Raw genomic sequence first — 25859 nt, 5'->3', positions numbered from 1 at the left:
GACTAATTTGTTTTAGCACCGAAGCATTGTTTGACAAGCAACGAGCCGAAATAAGGTCTCGATAACAACTACCGATTCACCTTGGCGATCTTTTCAACAACGAAGGAGACAGCAGATGAAGCAATCAGGCGGCAAACTTAAGAAACTCGCATTCACGGCCAGCGCAGCCCTGCTCGCTAGCCCGGCTTTCGCGCAAAGCAGTGTCACGTTGTACGGGGCGGTGGACGACGCCATCGTCTACGCCAACAACCAGAAGGGTGCTTCAAACGTCTATCTGCGCCAGGGCAACCTGTACGCGTCGAAGTGGGGTCTGCGCGGCACCGAAGATATCGGCGGCGGCACCAGCGTGATCTTCGACCTGCAGAACGGCTTCGATCCGAATACGGGCGCGCTGTCCTCGTCTACGCAGATTTTCAATCGTGAAGCATTGGTGGGATTGCAGAACCCGCTATACGGCACATTCACGATGGGCCGCCAGTACACGCCGTACTACCTGTTTGTCGGCCCGCTCGCCTCCAGCAACTGGCTGACCGGCGCGACGGGCGCACACCCGGGCGATATCGACGGGCTCGATACCACGATCCGCATCAACAATTCGCTCCAGTACACCACGCCGAACTGGAACGGCCTGCAGGCGAGCGGCATGTACGCGCTCGGCGGCATTGCCGGTAGTACCGGGAAGGGCCAGACCATCAGCGCGGGCGTCCGCTACGCAACCGGTCCGGTCAACCTCGCGGCCGGTTACCTGCGCATGGACAACGCGCAGCAAACCACCGGCTTCGATCCGGCCTCCACGGGCAGCTTCGGCACGTCATCACTGAATACAGGCTATGTTTCGGCGAAGGCGCTCCAGCACATCGCCGCGGCAGCCGACTACACGATCGGCAACCTGATGATGGGTCTCACGTATACGAACGTTCAGTACGTGGCAGGCAGACAGTCGATCTTCCATGACACCGCCATTTTCAACACCTACGCAGCGCTCGCCACGTATCGCTTCACGCCAGCCTTCGATGTCGCCGGCGCGTTCTCGTACACGATGGCGTCGCAGGCCAACGGCATCACCAGCGCCGCGCGCTACCAGCAGTATTCGCTGAAACAGGCCTATCACCTGTCCAAGCGCACCACCCTGTATGCGGTGGAGGCTTATCAGCGCGCCAGCGGCGACACGCTCGGTGCGAAGGGCGCCGGCGATATCGTGGAGGCGACGCCGGCCGTCGGCGACTCGCAAAACTCGACGCCATCATCGACGAATGCGCAGTTCGTCGGCATGCTGGGGATTGCGGTTACGTTCTGAGCGGCGTCCCCGAGGTACGCTTCTTGCGCCGATATAATCGCGTTTTGATGCGCCGTGCGACGCGGCGCGCTGTCTGCGGCCGTCGCCCGCCCGGGTGGCGGGCCTGCAGGCCGCAAGAACCGATACCTCTGGAGACCTATGAAGAAGTTTGCCGTAGTCCTGTCCGTTCCCCTGCTTTTCAGCGCGTGCGCGTATTTCCAGAACCCGGATTCGGGCGAGCCCGTGATCGACGGCAACACGCAGCGCCCCGTCAACGACGTGGTGGCGTGCATGACGCAGGAAGCCGCCAAACATCACGCGACCTTCAAGACCACCCCGCTGCCGGAAGGTCAAATGCTCGATTTCGGCGACTCGAACGTCGTCAAGATCCGCGCCGACAATGGCGCGACCACCTACCGCTTCTATGCCGGCAAGCGCCACGCCGACAACCTCTGGATTGAGGGCGCGAGCAAAACCTGCGCACCCTGACGTAAGCGGTTGTAATCGACGCCGGATCGAAAATAACGCGAACTTGCCGATTCAGGTCCGAGTCTTAAGAATCGTTTAAGACTTGGGCCCCATCATCCACCGGACAATGAAAAAGCAGGAGGTGCGTACCATGAACAAGACTGATCGCGACGCGAACGACACGGCAGCGCCGGCCAAGCGCCCGACCATGTTGCGCCGCTTGCTGAGCCACCACGAACTCGCGACGCTGCTGCTGTTGCTGCATGCGCCGATCGACGCGTTCGCCAAGCCCGAGATTCCCATGCTGCACGAAGCCGGTCTCGTCGAGACCGTGGCAAGCGAAGCCGGTGCGCCTAGCATTATTCGCCTGACGCCGGAAGGCAATGCCGTGCTGCGAGGCCTCGGCATCCGCTGAGCCGGTCACTAATTGGGCTACCAAACCAGCCTAGGCCGCTAAGCCGGCCGCGAGCCCGAACCTGCACTTATCGCGGATCTGACCGCCAAGCCGTTCATCAAGCCTGCCACACCGCGTAACCCGCTTCACGCAAGCCGATCGCCAATTCCACCTCCATGTCCCGCGCGCCGTCGTAGGGCATCGGATTGAACACCTCATATAGCTCCGGCATGAGCCGCAGGCCATAATCGCGCACATAGCGATTCGCCTGGATATCGGCCTTATGCCGGTCGAAGCGCAGATCCGGGTCCAGTCCCGTCATCCCCACGTACACGCAAGGCCGCTCGAACCGGTAATCCGGATTGGCGCGGCGAAAACGCGCCTCGTTCCAGACCGTGTCGGACAACGCGACGACATAGACGTAATAGTGGTGACTCGGGCGACGGCGTGCCATGCAATGCGGGCGCTCAGTTGGCCGTGTTAGTTGCGAGCTCGGTTGCGATCTTGATTGCCATCTCAGTTGCCAGGTTAGCCGGCCGTGGTCCCATGCAGCAGCATGCGGTACTCGGTCGGCGTGATGCCGACGGTAGCCTTGAACTGGCGGGTGAACGCGCTGTGATCCGTATAGCCGCATAGCGCGGCCACGTCCGTGACCTTGTCGTGCGACACCAGCAGCGCGGTGGCCGCATCCAGCCGCGTCTTCAGCAGCACCTGGCGCGGCGTGAGATGAAACACCTTGTGAAAGTAGCGCTCGAGCTGCGCCACCGACATATCCGCCATCGCCGCCAGTTGCTTCAGATTCAGCGGCTGCACGTAATTGTCCTGAATGTACTGCACGACCGCCGCAAGCCGGCTATAGGCAGGATGGCTGCCCTCGTCCGCTTTCAGATCGCGCGAAATTCCCGCCAGTCCCACCACCTGGCCCGCCGGATCGCGCAGCGGCTGCTTGCAGGTCAGGCACCAGCCCGGTTGCCGTCCGGGATAGAGATGCAGCTCCAGTTGATCGACCATCTGGTTGCCGACGTGGATGATCGCCTTGTCCTGCGCCGTGTAGATGCGCCCGAAGCGGCGCGGGAACACGTCCTCGGCGGTCTTGCCGAGCAGCGCCGTCTTGTCCTTGTAGCCGCAGCGCGAAGCCAGCGTGCGGTTCACCAACGCGTAGCGCGCGTGGACGTCCTTGACGAAAAACACGACGTCCGGCATCGCATCGAAGACGGGCTCGAGCAGCGTGAAATGCGAGAGCATGCCCGTCAGCGTGGCATCGGCCGGGTCGAGCGGGTGAGCCAGCGTGTTCATGTTGCGTGTCCCGTGCATCTGATGCAGTGGTCTTGTGCGGTCGATTATAGGGCCGCGTGCGGCTATGTAGAAATCAGCGGCATGGGCTCACTGTGCCTGCACCGAGGCGGATTCGCCTGCCTCGATCAGCGTGGCAATCTGCGCCGGCTGGAACGGCGGACGCGGCTGCGCCGCTGGCCAGCCGAAGTAGGTGCTGGCAGCCGTCCCGCAGATCCGCCCCTGGCATGCGCCCATGCCGCAACGGGTGTGCAGTTTCGCATCGCGCCAATGCGGATAGGCTTGTACGTCTCCGATCGTCACGTCTTCGCAACGGCACAGTAGCGTGTCCGCGGGCGGCAGCGCCCGGGCCGCGGCGCCTAGCGCGAACGCCGTGTCGACGCGCTCGGCAAAGCGCTGCCAACGCGAGCGTTGCGCGCGCAGCGTGGTCAAGTCGTGCGGCGCGCCGTTCGCCACCCATCCCGCGATTGCGCCTTCGGTACGCGCCAGCTCCATCCCGCCGACGCCAGTACATTCTCCGGCAGCAAGCACGCCCTCTACCGACGTCCGCTGCGTGTCGTCCACCCGCACAGCGCCGCGTTCGTCGAGCGCACAGCCGAGCGCTTGCGCAAGCGTGACGTTCGGCACCAGACCATAGCCGCATGCAACACGGTCGCAAGCAAGCGTCACCTCGCGCCCGCCGCGCAGGATCGTCACCTGTTCGACCCGGCCGGCGCCACGCGCCTCGCGCACCACGCTATCGCTCCAGTAACGCAGCCCAACGAATCCGCGCGTCAGTTGAGCTGCCTGCATCAGCTTCGAAGGCGTCGCCACGAGCGATGCGGTGAAACGCGCCAGCGAGGCCGCCGGGGCCTGCTCGATCACCGCGACCACCTCGGCTCCGGCAGCCCGCGCGGTAGCCAGCGATGCCAACAGCAGTGGCCCGCTACCGGCAATCACAATCCGCTCCTCGCGCACCGGCGTGCCGCCCTTGATCAACGCCTGCAGCGCGCCGGCTCCGGTCACGCCGGGCAGCGTCCAGCCGGCGAACGGCAACAAGCGCTCGCGGGCGCCGGTCGCCAGGATCAGTTGGCCGTAGCCGATGCGCATGCCGCCGTGCTCAGCCGACTCCAGCAGCAACGCCCGCCCCGCCAACGGCGCCACCACGCGCACCGAGGACCAAACCGCGACATTCGGATACGCCTGTAGTGCGGCGTGGACCTCGCGCAACGGTGCCTTCGGCGCATGTCCAGGTCCTTGCCGCCAGATCTGGCCGCCAACCCGCGGGTTGTCGTCGAGCACGGCAACCCGCGCGCCGGCCTGCGCCGCGGCACGCGCGGCATTCAACCCGGCCGGCCCTGCGCCCACCACCACGACGTCATAGTGTTGATTCACGCTCACACGGCCCCCGTCGTCTGAATGACCTGGCCATCGCGACAGACGGTCTGGCAGGCCAGCGCATGCGCGCGGCCGTCGATAGTGACGCGGCACTCCTGGCAAACACCCATGCCGCACAAGGCGGTACGTGGTTGTCCGCTGACGGAGGTGCGCGTGCCGCGCAAGCCCGCTAGCGCCAGCGCAGCCACGACCAGGGTGCCGGCCTCGACCTCTAAAGTGCGAGCGTCGATCGTCACGCGGATCCGTTCGTTCGCGCGACGACTAGACATGGCAGGCTCCCAACGCGAAACGCTGCGGCAAATACGGTTCTAATGGAATCGGCGCCGCGCCCCCCGTGATCTGCGCTGCGAGCAGCTTCGCCGTCGCAAGCGAGGTGGTCACGCCAAGCCCCTCGTGTCCAACGGCCAGCCACGGGCCAGGCGCAGCGTCATCCATGCGGCCAATGAGCGGCAAGCCATCCGGCGTGGCTGCGCGAAAGCCGGTCCAGGCGCGAATCCCGTTGAGCGTCGGCAAGGCCGGCAGATAGCGTGCGGCCCGCCGCAGCATCTGCGCGAGCACAGGCATATCGACGGCGGGATCGGTCGTCTCGAACTGGCGCGACGAGCCGATCAACAACTGGCCGGTCGGCCGCGGCTGCGCATTGAAGGCCACCGAGGTGCCCGCCGCATGATGGGCGCTTTTGATGTAGCCGAGTTCGAGCAGTTGATGTTGAATCAAACCGGGGTAGCGATCGGTGATCAGCAGATGGCCCTTCTTCGGCTGAAGCGGCAGCGACGGCACCAGCGTCCGCGCGGCAATCCCGTTTGCCACGATCACATGGGCCGCCGTTTTGCGCTCGCCATTGGCAAGCGTCACGCCATGCGCATCGACGGCGGCCACCTCCGTTTCGAGCCGTACGCGGATATGGTTGGCCGCAGGCGATTGCGTCAGCAACCATTCGGCTGCAGTCGGTGCGTAGACGATGCTGTCGTGTTCGATGCGCAGGCCGCCCGCCATGCCCTGCGCAAGCGCCGGCTCGCAAGCTCGCAGCGCCGCGCTATCGAGCAACTGTGCCGCCACGCCTCGCACAACAAACGCCTGGTGCATGGCGCGGGCGGCTTGCCATTCTTCATCGTCAGCCGCGACCCACAGCGTGCCGCAGCGCGCGAAGGCGTCGCGCTCGCGCAATTGCGGCGCGAGGTCGAGCCACAGTTCGCGCGAATAGGCGCTCAGCGCGAACTCGGCGGGCGAGTCGTTCATCACGACAATGTGCCCCATGCCGGCCGCGGTCGCGCCACCGCCTATGCCGTTGCGCTCCAGCACCTCCACCCGCATGCCACGCGCGGCCAGTTCCGCTGCGCATGCAGCACCGACAATCCCCGCGCCGACGATAAGCACATCTGCCATCATGCCGTGCGCAGACCCCATGCAAACGGATCGCGCTCGTCGAAACACAGACGCCCTTCCGCCATGATGTGCGCATGACCCGTGATGGTCGGCACGACGCTCATGCGCTCGCCGCTAGCGTCAACCACGTGCCGGTAGGTGGCTTCGAACACACTGCCGATAATGCTCTCCTGCCGCCACACTGCCCCTTCCGCAAGCTTGCCGTCCGCGGCAAGACACGCCACTTTGGCGCTGGTGCCGGTGCCGCACGGCGAACGGTCGTAGGCATTGCCGGGGCACAGCACGAAGCTGCGGCTATCGATCCCGTCGCGCGAACCGGGAGCGAACAGCTCGATATGGTCGATCAGCGCGCGGTCCGCGCCGGTGATGTGCTGGGCGGTCAGCGCGTCGCGGATCGCCGAACTGAAGGTGGTCAACTCGGGAATATGGCGCGCTTCGAGCGTGTGGCCGTGCTCGGCGACGAGGAAAAACCAGTTGCCACCCCAGGCGATATCGCCGGTCAGCACGCCGTAACCCGGCACGTCGACACTCACCGCCTGGCGGTAACGATAGGCCGGCACGTTGCGCACCGCGACGCTGCCATCCGGATTGAGCGTGGCCTCGACGATGCCGACCGGCGTCTCGATGCGATGCTGCCCCGGACCGATGCGTCCCATATGGGCAAGCGACACCACCAGCCCGATGGTGCCGTGACCGCACATGCCGAGGTAGCCGACGTTATTGAAGAAGATCACGCCGGCCGCGCAATCCGCGTGGTCCGGCTCGCACAGCAACGCGCCGACCACCACGTCCGAACCGCGCGGCTCGGTGACGATGCCGGCGCGCCAGTCGTCGAAACGCGTGCGAAACACGTCGAGCCGCTCGGCCAGCGTCCCGTTGCCGAGATCGGGGCCACCGGACACAACCAGGCGGGTCGGTTCACCGCCGGTGTGCGAATCAATCACGTTCAAGGTTTTCATGCCGTAATGTTAGGAACGGCAGGACGGCCAGTCTTGGCATCATTCAGCGCGGAATGTGACGATTTCAGCATAGTCGAGAATGCGCCAGCAGGACACCAGAGCACTCCCGGCGCAGGACGCACACGGCATCCGTGCGACGTCCTACCGGCCAGGCGCCCATATGCCAGGAAATAACTTCCGCAGCGCTGTGCCCTTAGCAGCAAAAATGTCGCAGGAAAGCCTTATCCAAACGGCATACGAGGACTTTCCGACGACACCCCTGCACATCGCCTATGCTGAAATCGTCATCCAGCACGCGTCGTTAGCGCAAGACGGCGGCATTTTCCCTGCTTACACTGCGAGCAACTCATCACACTCAGGAGAGAAGCCGTGGCACATATCTGGGAAGGCGTATTGCCTGCAGTCACCACCAAGTTCAACGCGGATTTCAGCATAGACCGCGCATGGACCGGGAAGAACATTGAAGCGCAGATCGACGCTGGCGTGGACGGGATCATCGTATGCGGCTCGCTCGGCGAAGCCTCGACGCTGTCGCTCGACGAAAAGCTGGAAGTGCTCGATATCGCCGTGGACGCCGCCAAGGGCCGCGTGCCGGTGCTGCTGACGATCGCTGAAAACAGCACGCTCGACGCATGCCGCCAGGCCGAAGCCGGCGTGAAGCATGGCGCGGCAGGCTATATGGTGTTGCCGGGCTTGCGCTATCTGTCGGACCGGCGCGAGACGCTGCAGCATTTCCGTAGCGTCGCCGACGCCAGCGCCCTGCCGCTGATGATCTACAACAACCCGCTCGCGTACGGCGTCGATACGACGCCCGACATGTTCGCGGACCTGGCCGACGAAAAGAAGATCGTTGCGATCAAGGAATCCTGTGGCGACGTACGCCGCGTCACGGATCTGATCAACGTGGTCGGCGACCGTTACGCGATTCTGTGCGGCGTGGACAACCTCGCCATGGAAGCGGTCCTGATGGGCGCACACGGCTGGGTGGCCGGCCTCGTATGCGCGTTTCCGCATGAGACCGTGGCGATCTACAAGCTCATCAAGGCAGGACGCGTGGAAGAGGCTCGCGCGATTTACCGTTGGTTTGCGCCGCTGCTTGCACTCGATGTCTCGCCGAAGCTGGTGCAGAACATCAAGCTCGCCGAGGCGATGGTGGGACTCGGCACCGAGCCGGTACGGCCGCCGCGTTTGCCGCTCGTGGGCGACGAGCGCAAGGCGGTCGAAGCGCTGATTCGCCATTCGCTCGAAACGCGCCCTGCGCTGCCGAAGCTATAAACGAGCGGCGCTGGCGGATCTGGAATAATCGTGCCGGCGGACCTGGGAAAGTCACGCCGGTGGATCTAGGAGAGCCGCTCTTGCGGCTCACGCAACCGCAAGACGAGGTCTCGGCAACTCTTTCTTGATCTGCGCGCCATCGTGCAGGCTCAGCAAACGATAACCGCTCTTATAGACCGGCTGCAGACGAAAGCCGTTTTCCTCACCGATCTCAAGCAGCAGGCGCAGGCGCGACACGTGACTGTCGATGGTGCGGGTGAACTCGCGGAATTCGCGGCCCCACACCATCGCGAAGATGTGATCGCGCGACAGCACGCGGCCGATATTGGCGAAGAACAACGACGCCAGACGATACTGCGTGCCTGACAACGGCACCGGCACACCACGCAATGTGACGAGCTGGCGACGCCCGTCGAAGTGGTACGGACCGACATCGAAATTTGCGACGCCGTGCCGGTCCGGGTAAGCCCGCCGCAGCAACGCGGCGATGCGTTCGCGGAACTCGGCCGGGCGCACCGGCAACAGCACGTAGTCGTCCGCGCCGGCGAGGAATGCGCGGACCGCGCTCTCCTCGGAGGTGTCGCGCGAAGCGAAGACCACCGGCATCCGGTCGCCGCCCACGGAGCGCACCGCTTTCAACACGTCGGCGCCGGACAGGCGCACGCCGTTCCAGTCGAGTACAAGCAGATCGACAGTCGAACAGGCTAGCGCCTTCGACATGCTCAGTCCGTCGTCGTAAGTCAGGCAGCTATGACCCGCCTGCTCCAGGATCTTTTCGATCAACTGGCGCTGCAGAGGGTCGCGCTGAAGGATGGCAATACGCATGAGGATGGCTCTCAACTGATAGGTCGGAGGCGATTCTGGGAGTCGCTCTGCCGCCGTCACATAGGAGCAGTCCTAATTTACTCGTCGATCGGCGTCGTCCGACAGACGAGCTTCAAGTTCCCACGTAGGCATGCGTTGCGCATTACGTACGCTGGCCGCTTTGCTGCTCACGTTCGGTGAATGGAAACGTGAGCGCTCCGCAACGCGACCCACGCTACCAGGGCGGATTCAACCGGTCGTCGCAACACTAGATTGTTGAACAGATTTTAGATACTCGTCCAGAGCTTCGGCAGGAGTCTTCCAACCAAGCGTTTTCCGGGGCCTGGTATTCAGTGCATTGGCAACGGCCTGGATCTCTCGAGCGCTCCACCTGGATAGGTCTGTGCCCTTTGGAAAGTATTGTCGCAGAAGGCCGTTCGTGTTCTCGTTCGTGCCACGCTGCCATGGACTGTGCGGGTCGGCGAAGAATACCTTTACCCCGGATTCAACGGTGAAGCGGGCGTGATCGGATAGTTCCTTGCCACGATCCCAAGTCAATGACTGCCACAACAGGGCGGGCATGTCAGTCACGGTCTTCTTGAGCGCATTGGCCATCGTGACAGCTCCGTAGCCAGCCAGCGCGGGACCATTCTTCGTCCGGGGAGTCAACCCATAGCCTTTCTCCCGAGGCAGGTGCACGAGCATGGTAAAACGGCTTGATCTCTCCACCAGCGTCCCAATAGCAGATCGGTTCAGGCCGATGATCAGGTCACCCTCCCAATGGCCTGGCACAGCACGATCCTGCACTTCTGCAGGCCGACTGGAAATCATCACATCCTCGCTAACGTGCGCCCAGGCCTTGGCTTGTGCCCTGGCCCTCGGTACGCGCAACGCCCGCCCTGTGCGAAGACAGCTGACCAGTTCACGCTTGAGGGCGCCTCGGCTCTGGATATAGAGAGCCTGGTAAATTGCTTCGTGAGAGATGCGCATAGATTCGTCATCCGGGAAGTCGAACTGCAGCCGTTTGGAAATCTGTTCGGGCGACCAGCCATTAACCCATTTACGGTCACCGCGATGCGGCTTGTTTCTCCCTTTGAACGGCGCTTGCCGAGGCCCAGCAATCTCACGGCCATCAGCGTCGCGAACCTTGCCCTCCAAACGGTCTTGCACGTAGTGGTGCAGCCGTGGGTTAGTCACCAGTTTCGACGGTTTAGGTCTTTGGGCAACCAGTTCCGCCTTCCACTGCGCAACCGAAGCCCGATACTCAAGCCGATCGCGCCAGTGAAAGCGATTGCCGAGGAACTGGCGTAGCGGCACGTTACGAGGCGTCCCGTTCTTCGCCTCCCTCACGCGGCAAGTACGCTTCTTCCAATCAATATCCGACCACAGCAGGTTGACGATCTCACCAGCGCGCATCGCGGTCGCAAGCGCCCATTCGATCACCGGAGCTAGATACTCGTTCGAATTGGCCCGCGCGGCAGCGACCAAGATGACTTCCTCCTCGTCTGATAGAACCCGGTCTCTGTGCGGCGGGGCCTTCGGACGCGTGACCTTACAATCGGGTATCTGAGAGCAGCCCCATTCTGCCCTCGCCTTATTGATTGCCCCGAATAGCAAGTTCATCTCGCGCCCTACGGTATCTCCCCGAGGTCGAACGCCCGCTCCGTGGCTCTGATATACGTCTTCGCGTCCTTGAGCTCGTGGAAGGTTTTCGATTGAGTCGGGAAGCCTTTTCGCCTGCATTTCGCCTGATATGCTGCGGCCCCATTTTTAGCAATTTTCTTCGAGATAGTGCCCATTGCGTCCTCTGCGAGTCCTACCGACGCAGAACGGCACATTTGAGGCTGATAGAATCAATGGTTTGTCGTCATCGCGCCGGCCGTATCCCGGCAAGCGCGCCCGTGTTCCGTGCTCTACCCAGCGCTTCGCACTTCTCGCCCGACGACCGCCGCATTCCACGCACCAAGCGTGGCTTTCCATTCAATAAAACGACATAGCAATGCAAGCAACAAATCTGGGTGGAGCACAGCAGGCTGTCACCCCACGCACCCTCGGGGCGAGCGACTACAAAACGCTCGGCCTTGCCGCCCTCGGCGGCGCGCTGGAGTTCTACGACTTCATCATCTTCGTGTTCTTCGCCCCGGCGATCGGACAATTGTTCTTCCCGCAGGCGATCCCCGACTGGCTGCGCCAGTTGCAGACCTTCGGCATCTTCGCCGCCGGCTATCTGGCGCGGCCGCTGGGCGGCATCATCATGGCGCACTTCGGCGACCTGCTCGGCCGCAAGCGCATGTTCACGCTGAGCGTGCTGCTGATGTCGGTGCCGACGCTGTTGATGGGCCTCCTGCCCACCTACGCCAGCATCGGCCTGCTGGCGCCGGTACTGCTGCTGGTGCTGCGCGTGCTGCAAGGCGCGGCAGTGGGCGGCGAAGTGCCGGGCGCGTGGGTGTTCGTCTCGGAACATGTGCCGCAGCGTCACGTCGGCTATGCCTGCGGCACCCTCACGGCTGGGCTGACCGCCGGCATTCTGCTCGGCTCGCTGGTCGCCTCCGGTGTCAACCGCCATTTCGCGCCGGCGGAGATCACCGCCTTTGCCTGGCGGGTTCCGTTCCTGCTCGGCGGCGTGTTCGGCCTGTTCTCGGTTTACCTGCGCCGCTGGCTGCATGAAACACCGGTGTTCGCCGAGCTGAAGCAACGCAAGTCGCTTGCGGCGGAGATTCCGTTGAAAGCGGTGCTGCGCGACCATGGCCGCGCGGTCATCGTGTCGATGCTGCTGACGTGGATGCTGTCCGCTGCAATCGTCGTCGTGATCCTGATGACGCCGACGCTGCTGCAAAAGCAATTCCATATCGCCCCTGCGACGGCCCTGCTGGCCAACGGCGTGGCGACGCTGTGCCTGACGCTCGGCTGCGTGGTGGCCGGCTCGATCGCGGGACGCATCGGCGCGGGGCGCACGCTGTTTATCGGCGGCTTTGCATTGGCCGCGTCGTACTACGTGATGTTCGCGCAACTCGCCGTCGATCCCTCCAAGCTCCTGCCGCTGTATGCGTTGACGGGGTTCCTTGTCGGCGTGATCGGCGCCGTGCCGTTCGTGATGGTGAAGGCGTTTCCGGCCGCGGTGCGCTTCTCGGGCATCTCGTTCTCATATAACGTCGCCTATGCCGTGTTCGGCGGCCTCACGCCGATCGTCGTGTCGCTGATGATGAAGTCGAATCCGATGGCGCCTGCGCTGTATGTCGGCGCCGTGTGCATGGTGGGAGCCTTGACCACTTTCTTCATCAAGGATGCGCCGCAGGCGCAAGCGTCGGGCCGCTAATCGGGGGCTAATCGCGGGGGCGGGTCGGTGAGCTAATCGGGCCAGCAAGTAATAGACGCCCCTCCGACTCCCCGCACATCGACACTTCACGACGCACCGAAACGTCGGGTACCCGGCGGGGCTACTATGGGTCTCATGAAAACGACCACCGCCCCCTTCACCCCCGCCATCGCTCGCCTCGTCGCGACGGTCAGCGTCGGGTTCGTCGTCACGCAACTCGACGTGACCATCGTCAACATTGCGCTCGCCAAGATCGGCGCGGACCTGCACGCGAGCGTCGCAGGCCTGCAATGGATCGTCGACGCCTACGCCCTCGCCTTCGCAGTGCTGATGCTGTCCGCTGGCGTGCTCGGCGACCGGCTCGGCGCACGCCGCATGTACGCCGGCGGTATCGTGATCTTCGCGCTCGCCTCACTGGCCTGCGGACTCGCGCTCAACGGCGCCACGCTAGTCGCGGCGCGTGCGCTGCAGGGCATCGGTGCTGCAGCGATGCTGCCAAACTCGCTGGCCTTGCTTAATCAGGCATGCGGACACGATCCGAAACTGCGGGCGCGCGCCGTGGGTCTGTGGACCGCCGCCGGCGCCATTTCCATCGCGGCCGGTCCGGTGGTCGGCGGTCTGCTGATCGCCGCCTTCGGCTGGCGCAGTATCTTCCTCGTCAATCTGCCGTTGTGCGCAGCCGGCCTGCTCGCCACCTTTGCGTACGTTCCTTCGCCCCGCGCGGCACACGCAGAGTCCCCGGCAAGCCCCGCGCAACCGGCGCGCAGTATCGACCTGCCGGGTCAGTGCCTCGCCATCGTCGCGCTGACCGCCTTTACCGGCGCCGTGATCGAATGGCGTCCGCTCGGCCTCACCGATCCGCTTGTCGCGGGCGGCTTTGGGCTTGCGCTGATCGCAGGGATTGCCTTCGTGCTGACCGAAGCCCGCGTCGCCGCGCCGATGATGCCGCTCTCCCTGTTCCGCAAGCGCACGTTCAGCGCGGCCGTGTTGTTCGGCATCTGTGTGAACCTGACGTACTACGGCATGGTGTTCGTGTTGAGCCTGTATTTGCAGCACGTGCGCGGTTACACGCCGCTGCAGGCCGGACTCGCGTTCCTGCCGCTGACGGGTGGGTTCCTTGTGTCGAACGTGCTCAGCGGCTGGGTGGTCGGGCGCTATGGCGTGCGGGTGCCGATGATCTGCGGCGCGCTGACCGCTGGTATCGGCTATGGACTGCTGCACCTGGTGGGTGCGGCCACACCGCTGATCGGACTGCTGCTGCCGTTCCTGCTGATTCCGTCCGGCATGGGCCTGGCGGTGCCGGCCATGACCACTGCCGTCCTCGCCTCGGTCGAACGGCAGCGTGGCGGCACGGCATCCGCGGTTCTGAACACCGCGCGGCAAGCAGGCGGCGCGGTAGGCGTGGCGGCGTTCGGTGCGCTGGTGAGCGGAGCAGGCGCAGCGCATATCGTGTTCGGCATGCAAGCGGCCACGGCGATCTCCGCGGGCCTACTGCTCACCGCACTCGTGCTGGCGTGCCTCGTCCATCCGGAACCGCATGCGCAGCAACCTGAGGAGGCCAGCAAGCGTGCGTTGAAGCCTATACCGGCCACCGAACGCACTTAAAGCAAGAGAAAAGCCCTAAGAAATACAACGCCCATGCGGCCTACGCTGCGTGGGCGTTGTGCTTTGTGAATGGAGCTCGTGCGTCCAGCGTCATGAGCAGCGAAGACAATCGTCCCCACGTCTCCCGCTTTCGGAAGCTGCTCTGCTACCAGGACCGCCAAGCACGTTTCTCATCGCGACACGGCGCCCCATCCTCACCGCGACTTGTCATTATTTGTCGAAAAGTTGACGAGTTTTGTCTGCCAGTGGAACTGCCAGACCCTTCTGTATTCCAACACCATTCTTGCGATTTCATTACAATCCGGTCACTCATCCGGACCACACGCTATCCCATGAAAAAAAGTCAACGCCGCTGGATCGGCGTCGTGGCCGGTTTTGCCGCGCTGATCCTGCTTGTCACGCTCTACCTGCATTTCTTTTCCAGGGACAAGGGTCCGCAATACCTCAGTGCGAAGGTCACCCGCGCCGATCTGGAAAACGCCGTGCTCGCCACGGGCACCTTGCAGGCGTTCCAGCAGGTGGACGTCGGCGCGCAGGTGTCCGGGCAGTTGAAGTCGCTCAAGGTCAAGCTCGGCGACAAGGTGGCGAAGGGCCAGTGGCTCGCCGAGATCGACCCCGTCATCTCGGAGAACGCGCTGCGTCAGGCCGAGGCCAACGAACAGAATCTGATCGCGCAGAAGCGCTCGGCGGCCGCCCAGTTGGTCCAGGCCGAACTCGCGTTCAAGCGCCAGCAGCAGATGCTGCCCGACGACTCCACCTCGCGGCAGGACTACGAAGCCGCACAGGCCAATCTCGAGGTACAGCGCGCGAGCATCGCCTCGTTCGACGCGCAGATCCGCGCCGCCCGCATCCAGATCGAGACCGCCCAGGCAAACCTCGGCTATACGCGCATCGTCGCGCCGATGGACGGCGAAGTGGTCGCGATCGTGACGCAGGAAGGCCAGACCGTGATCGCGCAACAACAGGCACCCGTGATCCTCAAGCTCGCCGATCTCGACACGATGACGGTAAAAGCGCAGGTGTCCGAAGCGGACGTGATCCGCATCCATCCCGGCCAGACCACGTACTTCACGATTCTCGGCGAGGCCGACAAGCGCTATTACGGCGAGTTGCGAGCGATCGAGCCCGCGCCGCAAAACTTCCTCGACATGCAAGGCAGTATGGGCGGCATGAGCAGCGGGTCGGCAAAATCGAACACGGCGGTGTTCTACAACGCGCTGTTCGAGGTGCCGAATCCGGGCCACCTTCTGCGCATTTCGATGACGGCGCAGGTCAACGTGCTGCTCGGCACCGCGCGCAACGCGCTCAGCATCCCGGTCGCGGCGCTCGGCGACAAGAACAAGGACGGCACCTACCCGGTGCGCGTGCTCGACCGCGACAACCGGGTCGACACCCGCAATGTGCGCGCAGGCATCAACAACAACGTGAACGTGGAAGTGCTGGCGGGCCTCAAGGAAGGCGAGCGCGTCATCATCGGCGAAGCCTCCGAGATGGCCGAGGCCGGGGGCGGAACCGCCGGGTCCGACGCGGGGATCTGACGATGTCGCAACCGTTGCTGCAACTGACGAACGTCACGCGCCGCTTTCCCGCGGGCGACAAGGACGTCGTGGTGCTGAAGGACGTCAATCTCACCATCGAGGCGGGCGAGATCGTCGCGATCATCGGCGCGTCGGGCTCGGGGAAATCGACGCTGATGAACATCCTCGGCTGCCTCGATCATCCGAGCGAAGGCAGCTACAAGGTGGGCGGGCGCGAAACCGGCGAGCTGACGGGCGACGAACTCGCGCAGTTACGCCGCGAGCACTTCGGCTTCATCTTCCAGCGCTACCACTTGCTGCCGCACCTCACGGCTGCGGGCAACGTCGAAATGCCCGCCGTCTACGCGGGCAGCACGCATGCCGAGCGACGCGAGCGGGCCGAACAACTGCTCGCGCGTCTCGGCCTTACCGAGCGCGCCGGCCACCGGCCGAGCCAGCTATCGGGCGGCCAGCAGCAGCGCGTGAGTATCGCCCGCGCCCTGATGAACGGCGGCGAAGTGATCCTCGCCGACGAACCAACGGGCGCGCTCGATACGAAAAGCGGCCAGGACGTGATCCGCATCCTGCGCGAACTGAACGCGCTCGGCCATACCGTGATCATCGTCACGCACGACGAGCACGTGGCAGCGCACGCGCGGCGCATCATCGAGATCAGCGACGGCGAAATCGTCCGCGACCGCCGCAACCTGCGCGGCGACGAGGACGGCGGATCGGAGGCGGCCGAGAGCAGCGCCGCGTCTCGCCGCACGCACCGCCTGTCGGCCGGCTTCGGCCGCTTCGCCGAAGCGTTCAAGATGGCGTGGGTCGCGCTGGTTTCGCATCGGCTGCGCACGCTGCTGACGATGCTCGGCATCATCATCGGCATCACCTCGGTGGTGTCGATCGTCGCGATCGGCGAAGGCGCGAAGCGCTATATGCTCGACGAGATCGGCGCCATCGGCACCAATACGATCGCCATCTATCCAGGCACCGACTGGGGCGACACCAATGCCGCCACGATCCAGACGCTCGTGCCCGCCGATGTGGCCGTGCTCGGCGAACAGCACTACGTCGACAGCGTGACGCCCGAGACCTCCCGCAGCCTGCTGCTGCGCTACCGGAACATCGACGTCAACGCGCTGATCAGCGGTGTCGGCGACAGCTTCTTCCAGGTGCGCGGCATGAAGATGGCACACGGCATCGGCTTCGGGCCCGACGAGGTGCGGCGCCAGGCGCAGGTGGCCGTGATCGACCAGAACACGCGGCGCAAGCTGTTCGGCACGAACCCGAGCCCGCTCGGCGAAGTGATCCTGATCGACAACCTGCCGTGCGTCGTGATCGGCATCACCGCCGACAAGAAGAGTGCGTTCGGCGACGTGAAGAGCCTCAACGTCTGGGTGCCCTACACCACCGCGAGCGGCCGGCTGTTCGGCCAACGGTACCTCGACAGCATCACCGTGCGGGTGCGCGACGGCCAGCCTAGCAATGCGGCCGAACTAAGCCTCACGAAACTGATCAAGCAGCGCCACGGCCGCAAGGATTTTTTCACCTACAACATGGACAGCGTCGTGAAGACGGTCCAGAAGACCGGCCAGTCGCTCACGCTACTGCTGTCGTTGATCGCGGTGATCTCGCTCGTGGTCGGCGGGATCGGCGTGATGAACATCATGCTGGTGTCGGTCACCGAACGCACCCGCGAGATCGGCATCCGCATGGCGGTGGGCGCGCGGCAGACCGACATCATGCAGCAGTTTCTTGTCGAAGCCGTACTGGTCTGCCTGATGGGCGGCGCGATCGGCATCGTGCTGTCGTTCGGCATGAGCTTTCTGTTCTCTCTCTTTGTCAGCCAATGGAAAATGGTCTTCTCAGCCGGCTCGATCGTCTCCGCCTTTGTATGCTCGACGCTGATCGGCATTGTGTTCGGCTTCATGCCGGCCCGCAACGCCTCGCGGCTCGATCCGATCGATGCGCTCGCGCGCGATTGAGGAACCTCGCACGATGACGCCGATGACCCGATTCCAACGCACCGTGGTCGCGCTCGCCTGCGCGGCGGCCGTCCTCGCCGGTTGCGCGAACTTGCGCGGCCAGCCGCTGCCGCCCGTCGAGATGCCCGCGAGCTGGAGCTCGCCCGCCTCGCCGGCGGCCGCGCCCGCCACCGCGCTCTGGTGGCGCAGCTTCGGCGATCCGGTGCTCGACGGCCTGATCGAGGAAGCGCTGAGCACCAACAACGATCTCGCCGCGGCCGCGATTCGCGTGTATCGCGCGCAGCTTCAGGCCGGACTCGCCGATACCAATCTCACGCCCAACGTCACGCTCGGCGCGAACGGCAACGTCTCGCGCACGCTCGATACCCACCAGATGAGCCGGACCAGCAACATAAACGGCTCGCTCAGCTACGAGCTGGATCTGTGGGGCAAGCTTGCGGCGCAACGCAGCGTCGCCCGCTGGGAGGTGGAAGCAACCGAAGCCGATCGCGAAGCGGTCAAGTTGTCGTTGATCGGCACGACCGCATCGCTCTATTGGCAGACCGGCTACCTGAACCAGCAGATCGCGCTCGGCGACGCCAACATCGCGTACGCCGGGCAGACGCTCGCGCTCGTCAAGTCGCGCTATGCAGCCGGCGCGGTGTCGGGGCTCGACGTCGCGCAAGCGGAGCAGAATCTGTCGGCGCAGCGCGCCGCACAAACCCAATTGATCCAGCAGCGCACCGAGAGCCGCAATGCGCTCGCGATCCTGTTCAACCGTCCGCCGCAGATGGCTGCGGCGAAGCCAACCGCGCTGCCCGACCAGCCGCTGCCCGGCGTTCAGGCGGGACTGCCCGCCGACCTGCTCGGCCGCCGGCCCGACCTGCGCGCCAGCGAATTTCGGCTGCGCGAATCGTTCGCCAACGTCGAGATCAAGCGCACCAGCTTCTACCCGACCTTCTCGCTGACCGGCTCGCTCGGCACCTCGAGCGCGAGCCTCGAACGCGTGCTGCAGAATCCCGTCGCCACGCTGGGCCTCGGCCTCGCGCTGCCGTTCATCCAGTGGAACACGATGCAGTTGCAGATCAAAGTGTCGCAGACGGAGTACGAGGAAGCGGTCGTCAACTTCCGTCAGAAGCTCTACGGCGCGCTGGGTGAAGTGGAGAATGCGTTGTCCAACCGCGTGCAGCTCGAACAGGAGGCTGAGCAGCGGGTGCTGTCGCTCGCCCAGGCACAGCGGGCGGAAACACTCGCGCGCTCGCGCTTCAGGGCGGGTGCGAGCGGCGTGCAACCATGGCTCGACCAGCAGCAGCGGCTGCGCGATGCGCAAAGCGCGCTGGCGCAGAACCAGTTGAACCGGCTTAACAACCGGATGACGCTGTACAAGGCGCTGGGCGGCGGGTAAAGCCCGATGCGGCTCGCGCCGCAGAAGCGATCGCAGAGCGCCAAGCGAAGGCTCTATGGAATTGACACGGGCGGGCCGCCGCGCCGCGCCACTCTCAGCGCTACAGCGACGCCTCCTGAATCTCTCCCGAATCGAGCGCGCGCTCGATCAGACCTTCGCTCTGCACCTTGCTGATCGCATCGGCGATCAGCTTGGCCGGTTCTTCGATCTCCGCCTTGAGCGCACTCAAGAAGCCTGAGGCGTCGAGAATCACCAGTGTTTCCGCCGAATCCGCCCGGCTGATGATCACGCGATGGGGCGTCGGCCCTTCGCCGAGACTCGCGCAAAAGGCCATCGCCTTGCCGCCAATCGATTGTTCAAAGTTTTGAATCATGCTCGACTCCTAGCAGACACCCTGGATCGAAATAGCTTGTCAGCGGTGCAAGCCACTGCGCGGCGCGCGGGCGCCGTCAATGCTGATACCGCCCGCACCGGTCACGAACAGCAGCAGAAAACCACCGGCGATCCCGATGTTCTTCCAGAAGTGGATCACCATGTCGTGCTGCATGGCCGGGTCCGTCATATTCCAGAAATCGTGTCCAAGGACAGCGGTTGCCACGGTGTACACGGCCATGATGAGCGCGAGCGGGCGAATCTTGAAGCCGAGCACCAGAAGCAGGCCGCCCAGCGCCTCGACGGCGGTGGCGAGCGGCGCCGCGATCTGCACGAACGGCACGCCCTTGCCCTGCAGATACCCGACAAAGCCCGCGTACCCCAGCAGTTTCATCACGCCGCCCCACAGGAACAGAACGGCGAGAGCCAAACGTGCGATGAAGATTACGCCGGAATCGACGGGACGCGTCATGGGAAGGCTCCTGTAGGTGAATAAGGAGAAGACCGGGCGACGCCCTGTCAGTTCCCGGGGATTGCCTGTCAGAATATGCCCAATGGCGCACTTCTCCAAGCAGGAGCACGTCCCACCAGCCCGCTATCAGGAAAGATTTCTCCTACAAAACACCCCCGATCGGCTAGCCAATTGCTCGACCGATGGCTCGCCGCACACCTCGGCTCTTGTTATAATCCTTTCACGATTTCGAACAAAATATAACGCACCTGTGCGTCACGGGCCCCAGGACTTCCATGCTGAAAACTGATCGCCTTCGCGCGCTCGCTGACGCGCTGGCCAGACAAAACGTGATGCGCCTGCGCGACGCGGCCGCGCTGCTTGGCGTCTCGGAGATGACGGTACGCCGTGACGTCGCCGCGAGCCCCGGACAGTTCACCTATCTGGGCGGCTATATCGTCAGCGCGACGGACGTGCCGAACACCGCCGGCTATTCGCTGGAACAGGAAAAAGATCACTTCGCGCAAGCCAAGGCCGAGGCCTCGGCATTCGCCGCGAAACTGATTTCCGACAACGAAACGCTCTTCATCGATTGCGGCACCACGCTCACCACGCTCGCCCGGCTGATTCCCACCGAGCGGCATGTCACGGTGGTCTGTTATTCGCTGAACGTCGCGGAAATCCTGCGGCGCAAACCGAATGTGCGGATGATTCTGCTCGGCGGCGTGTACGTGCCGTCGTCGGACTCGTTCGCCGGCGAAGAGAGCCTCGAGATGTTGCGCCGCATGGGTATCAACAAGGCGTTTATTTCCGCGGGCGGTGTGGATCAGGCGCGCGGCGTCACGTGCTGGAATTTCCACGAGGTCGCGCTCAAGCAGGCGGCCATGGCGAGCGCCGTCGAGCGGCACCTCGTGGTGGATACGAGCAAGTTTGGCGTCGTCAAGGCGGTGCGCTTCTCGCAGGTCGACGACTTCGATTCGATCATCACCGAGAAGGGACAGGAGATGCGCCGGCGTAAATGAGTCTCGCGGCGCGCGCTGCTTGTTAGTTCGTCAACGGCTCACGGATACGTGGCCACTTCAATCAGGTTGCCGTCCGGATCGCGGCAATAGACCGAGGTCATCGGACCGCGTGCACCGGAGCGCGGCGACGGGCCCTCTTCGATTTCGACGCCTAGCGCAAGCCAATGCGCCTTGACCTCATTGGGATTCGCCTGGGTCACAAAGCATAGATCCGCACTGCCCGGCACCGGCGCCACGGCGGTAAACCAGGCGACCGTGTCGTAGTCCTTGGGGCGCAGATTGATCTTATGCGCGCCGAAGTGAACGGCCACGCGCACGCCGCTGCGCGACTCGAAATCGATGCGCTGCATGCCCAACACGCGGACATACCACTGCGCACTGGCTTCCACATCCGCTACGTTTAGGACGAGATGGTCGAGGGTGTCTACAGAGAAGCTCATGATAGTGGGGGATGGCTTTTCGGTTGAGGAGATGGATTGCAATCCGCATCGCCCGCAATGCTAACGGCCGATGTCTTCGCAAAATAGCACGTAGCGGATTTTTCCGGCGCCAGCCTTACCCGCCAACCCTGCTCAACTTATGCAACCGCGATACCCCAAAGCGGGCGGCATCATCAGTCATCCGAAGCAAGCACAACCGAAAGCTCTTCCAGGCACGCTGCCCGTACACGCTCGATCACCGCCGGCCAGCCCTCCTCGGCCTCGCGCCGGAACAGCCGCAGCGTCTGCGGATACCACGGCGAATCGGTACGCTCATGCATCCAGCGCCAATCCAGCCCCTGACCAGGTAGCATCACCCAGCACGGCTTGCCCAATGACGCAGCGAGGTGGGCAATCGACGTGTCGACACAAATCACGAGATCCAGCCCGGCAATGATCGCCGCGCTGTCCGCGATATCCGCCACCTCAGAGCCGAGATGCAGCAACGGCTGGCAGGCGGGCGGCGACTGGCCCTCGTCCTCGCCCTGTCCTTTCTGCAGGCTCACGAAACAGACATCCGGGACGCTCCACAGCGGCGCGAGCGCGGTGAGCGACGGCAGCGACCGGTTCGCGTCGTTCTGGTGCCTCGGGTTGCCCTTCCAGACCACGCCGATCTTGCGCCCCGCGGGCAGCGTCGCCAGCCGCGCGCGCCAATGCTCGAGTAACGGCGTAGCGAGCTTCAGTTGCGTGACCGGCGGAATCGTCTCCAAGGTGGTAGTGAAATGCAGCGGCGCACTCAGCAGGCTGGTCCAGCAATCGAATCCCGCCGCCTTCGCCAACGCGCTTTCGTGATCGAACACGGCGTCGACACCATCCAGCGCCGCCAGCAAGCGGTGCAGCGCAGGAAGGCAGGCTACCGTGATATGGGCAGCGCCCTGCGCCTTGATGAGCGGCAGATAGCGCGCGAACTGCACGATGTCGCCAATACCGTCTTCCTGCCAGATCAGTACCGACTTGCCGGCGAGCGTGTCGCCGTGCCATTGCGGGCAAGGCAACAAGGCCGGCGTTTTGCAGTAGATGAAGTCCTGCTTCTGATAGCGGCACTCGTAAAGCTGAAAGCCTTCTTCGAACTGACCGAGGCTGATCAGCAACGTCCCCAGTGCGAATCTGGCGTCGGCATAGTCGGCACGGATGGCAATCGCGCGTCGGTAAGAAACCTCGGCCTCGGCAAGACGATTGAGCTCCTTGAATACGTTGCCGAGGTTGTAATGCGCTTCAATGAGATCCGGGCGCAACACAAGCGCCTGCTGGTAAGCCGCGACAGCCTCAGGCAAGCGGTCGAGGGCTTGCAGCACGCCGCCCAGGTTGTTGTGCGCCTCGACCCCACCCGGATTGAGGGCAAGCGCCTGGCGATATGCCGTTTCTGCTTCGGCGAGTCGCTCCTGCTTGTGTAGCACGATGCCGAGGTTGTAGTACGCCTCCGCGTAATTGGAGCGCTGCGCCAGGGCCTGGCGGTAAGAAGTCTCAGCTTCGACCGGCCGTTTGAGGTCGCCCAGCACGCTGCCCAGGTTGTTGTGCGCCTCGGGATAGTTCGGCCGAATCGTCACGGCGAGCCGGCAGGCGAGTTCCGCTTCGGGCAGCCGCTGGAGCGTTTTCAGCACGCTGCCAAGGTTGTTGAGGGCCTCGGCATACTGCGGGCGAACCGTTAGCGCTTGCCGGTAAGCCTGTTCTGCCTCGCTCAGGCGGCCCAGTTCCTTGAGTACGTTGCCCAGGTTGTTATGCGCCTCCGCACAGTCCGGGCGCACCGCCAGCGATTGCCTGTACGCGTCCTCGGCCTCGTCGAAGCGGCGGCGATCGTAGAGCACGATACCCAGGTTGTAGAGCGCCTCGGCGTAGTCGGGGCGCAGCGCGAGCGCCTGGCGGTAGGCCGCCTCGCCATCGTCGAACCGCTTGAGACCGTACAGGACCGCGCCGAGATTGTTGTAGGCCTGCGGCTGGTCGGGACGGATCGTCGCCACGCTGCGAAACATCGCTTCCGCTTCCTGCAGCCGGTTCAACCCCTTCAGCAGAATGCCGAGGTTGTTATAGGCGTCGACGAAATCGGGCTGAAGCCGGATCGACTCACGCCAATAATTTTCTGCGTCCGTCCACTGATTCAGACCGAGTGCACAGACGGCTGCGACGTTCAAGGTTTCGACCAGGACGTGTTGGTCGGCGCTGTCGCGCGACTGGAGCACCGGTTGCAGCAAGGCTGCAGCTTCGGCGAATTTCCCGGCCGAACAGAGCGAAACCGCCAACTGATGAGGGGCTGTGCTGGAGGGCGCTAACGTCGATGCCGAAGTCATGAGTTGGGATTGCTGGGTTCAGCTTTTGTAAGGTCTGGGAAGGCTTTTCCGGTGCGGACGCGTCATCGGGACGCCCATCCTGCGGCCGGAGCGCCCCATAACAAGGTTAATGCAAGCGCACGCCGTGCGATGGGCGGAAATGAGCGTGTTGCAGGACGTTATTCGGTGGATGGGCCGGGGGCGGCTCAGCGGCGGGCAAGTTGTACGTTCGCCTCGGCTTCAGGCGCGTCGGCCTGCTCGACGATGGCGATATCCAGTTGCAACTGGACTTTTAGATTGACGGCGCGGTGGCCCGCGCCGTCCGTACTCACTTAGTTGTACAGCAACTGGGTGCGCAGATCCCGCGTCACCGCGAGTGCCAGTTTCCGCAACTCCGGATACTCGTCAGGTTGCACCAGGATGCTCTGCTTCGATATGACCAGATCACGGGTCACAGTAATCGTACGGCCATCGGCCACGTAAGTCGCCGAGTACGTTCCGAACGGCGATACGATCTTGACCGGCTTGGGCAAATTCGGCACCGTCATGCCATCTGCCAGCGTGATGATGGTCGTCTCGGTGACGTGGCGATTCAGGAACGGCATGGCGAAATCGCGCCTTTCCGGCCCCAGGCCCTCGAACGTGAAGGCCAGATCGTTAAGGCTGCCCAGACCTGCGGGCACCGGCGTCGCGCCCGGCCCCGGCAATTGCACATAGCCCGGCACCTGGAACTCCGTTCGGTAAGCTAACGGTTTCGTCAGGTCATGCATATCGCCGTGCTGATAGCTACCGGTGCCGTTCTGCCCCGTCACGGACATGAGCCGGCTCGCGATCTGCGGCTCGACGCCTGGCGCGAGGGAGGCAAATACCTCGCGTGAAATCCAGTCGAGCGAACCTGTACTTTCAACCTCACTGGTGCCCTTCACGTCGCCGTCGCTGTTCAGCGTGATGCGCGTGGTTGTCCGGTCCTGCGCACTGTCCGGCGTGCCATTAGGCAACTCGACTATTTTCGCGTTGCCGCTGCCATCGTCCATCACCAATCCGGACTTACCCAGTTCAGGTCCGGGCAAGGTACCGAAACGCGCGAGGCCGGCCGTCGAATCCACGTACAGTTTGAAATCCGGCAGATAGGTGATGACGTGATCGAACACGCCAAGCGGTGCAGCCACACCCGGCAGCGAATATTGATTGCCGCTGTTCAACAGTACCGGCGTGCTCTTGATGCCCTTAGCGGCAAGCAACGCTTCCAGCAGCGTCACATGATCCTTGCAGTCGCCGTACTCCGCCTTGAGAATCGCATCGGCGTCGTGAGGCACGACACCGCCGAACTCGAGCGTGATGGCGACGTAACGAACATGCGTGCTAACCCAGTTGTAAAGCGCCTCAGCCTGCTCTTTCCGATCGGTAATGCCCTTGGTAAGCAGGTCCGCCTGGGCTTGAACTGCCGGCGTCACGGCTGCCTTGGGCGCGGCACGCTCCTGATACGCGGCGCCCACAGCTGCGAAGCTCGGGAAGGTGGTGACGGCAACATGAGGGCTATGGTCGTTCGCGCTCACTGAATCCAGTTCCGGCGCATGCGCCGGCTTGTTCTCCAGCGTCCAGCGCCACACCTGCGTATCGGGCTTGTCGGACGTTACCTGGCCGCCGTTCATGCCGGGCGCATCCATGTACAGCTTGAGCGAGGCCGGAGCACGCACGGTGACGACCGCGGAGCGAACATCGGAATGGTCACGGAAGTATTCGATCTCCGAAAATTGGCCCGGGAACATCGCCTTGCGCCGCGTTCGGTGCTCGCTAAGCGTGATCGTCGAACCAGGCTCGATAGCCGGGAAGATCACGGTCTTCACTTTGCTGTCGTCGAACATCGGCGCGCCCGCACTTTCCGCGCTCTGCTGCTCCATGATCTTGTCAGGCGTCACATCGATGCGCTTACCGTCCTTGGTGGTCGTATAGGCATCGCGGACTTCGAGATCTTCCAGCGACGTGCTGTAGCGCAACGAGATCTGGCTACCCTGTTTTACGCTCTGCTCAGTGTTGAGCCGCAGGGTTTCAGTCTCATCTTTCGTATACGTCGCGTCCGCGTTGACCGTATAGGTGATGTCGTCGGAAATTATGGTGAAATTAGGCTGGAACTCCGCTGCCTGAAGCTGAGCACATGGGCCGGCTACCACCATTGCGGCGGCCGCTACTTGAATGATTTTGCGCATTAGTTTGATTTGATTTTTGTTAAAT

At 63.6% G+C, this 25859-nt stretch carries 23 protein-coding genes and 2 pseudogenes; 10 read left to right on the top strand and 15 right to left on the bottom strand.

Annotation, left to right across the window (positions count from 1 at the left end):
• The first annotated feature begins 115 nt into the window (after positions 1-115).
• The 3 genes from BLQ92_RS07515 (at position 116) to BLQ92_RS07505 (ending at position 2159) form a co-directional block, all read left to right on the top strand.
• Positions 116-1297, top strand: coding sequence for a porin (locus tag BLQ92_RS07515; protein WP_090683086.1), 1182 nt, complete (start codon positions 116-118; stop codon positions 1295-1297).
• A gap of 138 nt (positions 1298-1435) precedes the next feature.
• Positions 1436-1765 (top strand): hypothetical protein, encoded by a 330-nt coding sequence (locus tag BLQ92_RS07510; protein WP_090683084.1) that lies wholly within the window; start codon positions 1436-1438, stop codon positions 1763-1765.
• A 130-nt stretch (positions 1766-1895) separates the two neighbouring features.
• Complete coding sequence (locus tag BLQ92_RS07505) at positions 1896-2159, top strand: hypothetical protein (protein ID WP_090683082.1); 264 nt, start codon at positions 1896-1898, stop codon at positions 2157-2159.
• Positions 2160-2256: 97 nt separating this feature from the next.
• Here BLQ92_RS07505 and BLQ92_RS07500 read toward each other — a convergent pair whose 3' ends face one another.
• The 6 genes from BLQ92_RS07500 to BLQ92_RS07475 form a co-directional block, all read right to left on the bottom strand.
• Positions 2257-2592, bottom strand: coding sequence for a hypothetical protein (locus BLQ92_RS07500; protein ID WP_090683080.1), 336 nt, complete (start codon positions 2590-2592; stop codon positions 2257-2259).
• Between the two features lie 74 nt (positions 2593-2666).
• Entirely contained in the window at positions 2667-3434 is a 768-nt protein-coding gene (locus tag BLQ92_RS07495) for an AraC family transcriptional regulator (protein ID WP_090683986.1), read from the bottom strand.
• An 87-nt stretch (positions 3435-3521) separates the two neighbouring features.
• On the bottom strand, positions 3522-4805 hold the full coding sequence (locus tag BLQ92_RS07490) for an FAD-dependent oxidoreductase (RefSeq protein ID WP_090683984.1): 1284 nt from the start codon (positions 4803-4805) through the stop codon (positions 3522-3524).
• A 2-nt stretch (positions 4806-4807) separates the two neighbouring features.
• Positions 4808-5077, bottom strand: a complete 270-nt coding sequence (locus BLQ92_RS07485; RefSeq protein ID WP_090683079.1) for a (2Fe-2S)-binding protein — start codon at positions 5075-5077, stop codon at positions 4808-4810.
• Complete coding sequence (locus tag BLQ92_RS07480) at positions 5070-6197, bottom strand: NAD(P)/FAD-dependent oxidoreductase (RefSeq protein WP_090683077.1); 1128 nt, start codon at positions 6195-6197, stop codon at positions 5070-5072. The genes BLQ92_RS07485 and BLQ92_RS07480 overlap by 8 nt, the downstream gene beginning before the upstream one ends.
• The gene (locus tag BLQ92_RS07475; protein WP_090683075.1) at positions 6194-7153 is read right to left on the bottom strand and encodes a 4-hydroxyproline epimerase; all 960 of its coding nucleotides are present in this window, start codon (positions 7151-7153) and stop codon (positions 6194-6196) included. Before BLQ92_RS07475 ends, BLQ92_RS07480 begins: the two co-directional genes overlap by 4 nt.
• Positions 7154-7522: 369 nt before the next feature.
• Between BLQ92_RS07475 and BLQ92_RS07470 the strand changes: the two genes are divergently transcribed.
• Positions 7523-8428: a dihydrodipicolinate synthase family protein gene (locus tag BLQ92_RS07470; protein ID WP_090683074.1), complete on the top strand. Its 906-nt coding sequence runs from the start codon at positions 7523-7525 to the stop codon at positions 8426-8428.
• 87 nt (positions 8429-8515) lie between these two features.
• Here BLQ92_RS07470 and BLQ92_RS07465 read toward each other — a convergent pair whose 3' ends face one another.
• The 3 genes and pseudogenes from BLQ92_RS07465 to BLQ92_RS40585 all read right to left on the bottom strand — a co-directional run.
• On the bottom strand, positions 8516-9253 hold the full coding sequence (locus BLQ92_RS07465; protein ID WP_090683072.1) for a response regulator transcription factor: 738 nt from the start codon (positions 9251-9253) through the stop codon (positions 8516-8518).
• A gap of 228 nt (positions 9254-9481) precedes the next feature.
• Positions 9482-10504: pseudogene (locus BLQ92_RS07460) on the bottom strand (IS30 family transposase); the annotation flags it as partial.
• A 33-nt stretch (positions 10505-10537) separates the two neighbouring features.
• Positions 10538-10855, bottom strand: a pseudogene (locus BLQ92_RS40585) (tyrosine-type recombinase/integrase); the annotation flags it as partial.
• Between the two features lie 376 nt (positions 10856-11231).
• Here BLQ92_RS40585 and BLQ92_RS07455 point away from each other — a divergent pair.
• From BLQ92_RS07455 to BLQ92_RS07435, 5 genes are all read left to right on the top strand, one after another.
• Complete coding sequence (locus BLQ92_RS07455) at positions 11232-12548, top strand: MFS transporter (protein WP_090683069.1); 1317 nt, start codon at positions 11232-11234, stop codon at positions 12546-12548.
• A 135-nt stretch (positions 12549-12683) separates the two neighbouring features.
• The gene (locus tag BLQ92_RS07450) at positions 12684-14153 is read left to right on the top strand and encodes an MFS transporter (RefSeq protein WP_175772823.1); all 1470 of its coding nucleotides are present in this window, start codon (positions 12684-12686) and stop codon (positions 14151-14153) included.
• Positions 14154-14485: 332 nt separating this feature from the next.
• On the top strand, positions 14486-15691 hold the full coding sequence (macA, locus tag BLQ92_RS07445; RefSeq protein WP_090683065.1) for a macrolide transporter subunit MacA: 1206 nt from the start codon (positions 14486-14488) through the stop codon (positions 15689-15691).
• Between the two features lie 2 nt (positions 15692-15693).
• On the top strand, positions 15694-17655 hold the full coding sequence (gene macB, locus BLQ92_RS07440) for a macrolide ABC transporter ATP-binding protein/permease MacB (protein ID WP_090683063.1): 1962 nt from the start codon (positions 15694-15696) through the stop codon (positions 17653-17655).
• Between the two features lie 22 nt (positions 17656-17677).
• Entirely contained in the window at positions 17678-19039 is a 1362-nt protein-coding gene (locus BLQ92_RS07435; protein WP_482051961.1) for an efflux transporter outer membrane subunit, read from the top strand.
• A gap of 100 nt (positions 19040-19139) precedes the next feature.
• Here BLQ92_RS07435 and BLQ92_RS07430 read toward each other — a convergent pair whose 3' ends face one another.
• Both BLQ92_RS07430 and BLQ92_RS07425 read right to left on the bottom strand, forming a co-directional pair.
• Positions 19140-19412 (bottom strand): hypothetical protein, encoded by a 273-nt coding sequence (locus BLQ92_RS07430; protein ID WP_090683060.1) that lies wholly within the window; start codon positions 19410-19412, stop codon positions 19140-19142.
• A 39-nt stretch (positions 19413-19451) separates the two neighbouring features.
• Complete coding sequence (locus BLQ92_RS07425) at positions 19452-19883, bottom strand: DoxX family protein (protein ID WP_090683058.1); 432 nt, start codon at positions 19881-19883, stop codon at positions 19452-19454.
• A 275-nt stretch (positions 19884-20158) separates the two neighbouring features.
• On the opposite strand from BLQ92_RS07425, the gene BLQ92_RS07420 reads away from it, so the two are divergent.
• Complete coding sequence (locus tag BLQ92_RS07420; RefSeq protein WP_090683057.1) at positions 20159-20884, top strand: DeoR/GlpR family DNA-binding transcription regulator; 726 nt, start codon at positions 20159-20161, stop codon at positions 20882-20884.
• A 38-nt stretch (positions 20885-20922) separates the two neighbouring features.
• Here BLQ92_RS07420 and BLQ92_RS07415 read toward each other — a convergent pair whose 3' ends face one another.
• From BLQ92_RS07415 to BLQ92_RS07405, 4 genes are all read right to left on the bottom strand, one after another.
• Positions 20923-21324: a VOC family protein gene (locus tag BLQ92_RS07415; RefSeq protein ID WP_090683055.1), complete on the bottom strand. Its 402-nt coding sequence runs from the start codon at positions 21322-21324 to the stop codon at positions 20923-20925.
• A gap of 173 nt (positions 21325-21497) precedes the next feature.
• Complete coding sequence (locus tag BLQ92_RS07410) at positions 21498-23648, bottom strand: tetratricopeptide repeat protein (protein WP_090683054.1); 2151 nt, start codon at positions 23646-23648, stop codon at positions 21498-21500.
• A gap of 185 nt (positions 23649-23833) precedes the next feature.
• Positions 23834-23959: a hypothetical protein gene (locus BLQ92_RS41060; protein WP_279607947.1), complete on the bottom strand. Its 126-nt coding sequence runs from the start codon at positions 23957-23959 to the stop codon at positions 23834-23836.
• Positions 23960-25834, bottom strand: coding sequence for a DUF3857 domain-containing protein (locus tag BLQ92_RS07405; RefSeq protein ID WP_090683052.1), 1875 nt, complete (start codon positions 25832-25834; stop codon positions 23960-23962).
• Between the last annotated feature and the right edge of the window lie 25 nt (positions 25835-25859).

The sequence above is a fragment of the Paraburkholderia phenazinium genome (assembly GCF_900100735.1).
Classification (GTDB): Bacteria; Pseudomonadota; Gammaproteobacteria; order Burkholderiales; family Burkholderiaceae; genus Paraburkholderia; species Paraburkholderia phenazinia.
This window is presented reverse-complemented; position numbering and strand designations above follow the sequence as displayed.

Bases quoted from the DNA above. Each gene is read 5' to 3' on its own strand.
- BLQ92_RS07485 (WP_090683079.1), bottom strand. From the start codon at position 5,077: ATGTCTAGTCGTCGCGCGAACGAACGGATCCGCGTGACGATCGACGCT.
- BLQ92_RS07455 (WP_090683069.1), top strand. From the start codon at position 11,232: ATGCAAGCAACAAATCTGGGTGGAGCACAGCAGGCTGTCACCCCACGC.
- BLQ92_RS07420 (WP_090683057.1), top strand. From the start codon at position 20,159: ATGCTGAAAACTGATCGCCTTCGCGCGCTCGCTGACGCGCTGGCCAGA.
- BLQ92_RS07480 (WP_090683077.1), bottom strand. From the start codon at position 6,197: ATGATGGCAGATGTGCTTATCGTCGGCGCGGGGATTGTCGGTGCTGCA.
- BLQ92_RS07510 (WP_090683084.1), top strand. From the start codon at position 1,436: ATGAAGAAGTTTGCCGTAGTCCTGTCCGTTCCCCTGCTTTTCAGCGCG.
- macB (WP_090683063.1), top strand. From the start codon at position 15,694: ATGTCGCAACCGTTGCTGCAACTGACGAACGTCACGCGCCGCTTTCCC.
- BLQ92_RS07515 (WP_090683086.1), top strand. From the start codon at position 116: ATGAAGCAATCAGGCGGCAAACTTAAGAAACTCGCATTCACGGCCAGC.
- BLQ92_RS07425 (WP_090683058.1), bottom strand. From the start codon at position 19,883: ATGACGCGTCCCGTCGATTCCGGCGTAATCTTCATCGCACGTTTGGCT.
- BLQ92_RS07500 (WP_090683080.1), bottom strand. From the start codon at position 2,592: ATGGCACGCCGTCGCCCGAGTCACCACTATTACGTCTATGTCGTCGCG.
- BLQ92_RS07505 (WP_090683082.1), top strand. From the start codon at position 1,896: ATGAACAAGACTGATCGCGACGCGAACGACACGGCAGCGCCGGCCAAG.
- BLQ92_RS07450 (WP_175772823.1), top strand. From the start codon at position 12,684: ATGAAAACGACCACCGCCCCCTTCACCCCCGCCATCGCTCGCCTCGTC.
- BLQ92_RS07410 (WP_090683054.1), bottom strand. From the start codon at position 23,648: ATGACTTCGGCATCGACGTTAGCGCCCTCCAGCACAGCCCCTCATCAG.
- BLQ92_RS07430 (WP_090683060.1), bottom strand. From the start codon at position 19,412: ATGATTCAAAACTTTGAACAATCGATTGGCGGCAAGGCGATGGCCTTT.
- BLQ92_RS07495 (WP_090683986.1), bottom strand. From the start codon at position 3,434: ATGAACACGCTGGCTCACCCGCTCGACCCGGCCGATGCCACGCTGACG.
- BLQ92_RS07415 (WP_090683055.1), bottom strand. From the start codon at position 21,324: ATGAGCTTCTCTGTAGACACCCTCGACCATCTCGTCCTAAACGTAGCG.
- BLQ92_RS07465 (WP_090683072.1), bottom strand. From the start codon at position 9,253: ATGCGTATTGCCATCCTTCAGCGCGACCCTCTGCAGCGCCAGTTGATC.
- BLQ92_RS07435 (WP_482051961.1), top strand. From the start codon at position 17,678: ATGACCCGATTCCAACGCACCGTGGTCGCGCTCGCCTGCGCGGCGGCC.
- BLQ92_RS07405 (WP_090683052.1), bottom strand. From the start codon at position 25,834: ATGCGCAAAATCATTCAAGTAGCGGCCGCCGCAATGGTGGTAGCCGGC.
- macA (WP_090683065.1), top strand. From the start codon at position 14,486: ATGAAAAAAAGTCAACGCCGCTGGATCGGCGTCGTGGCCGGTTTTGCC.
- BLQ92_RS07475 (WP_090683075.1), bottom strand. From the start codon at position 7,153: ATGAAAACCTTGAACGTGATTGATTCGCACACCGGCGGTGAACCGACC.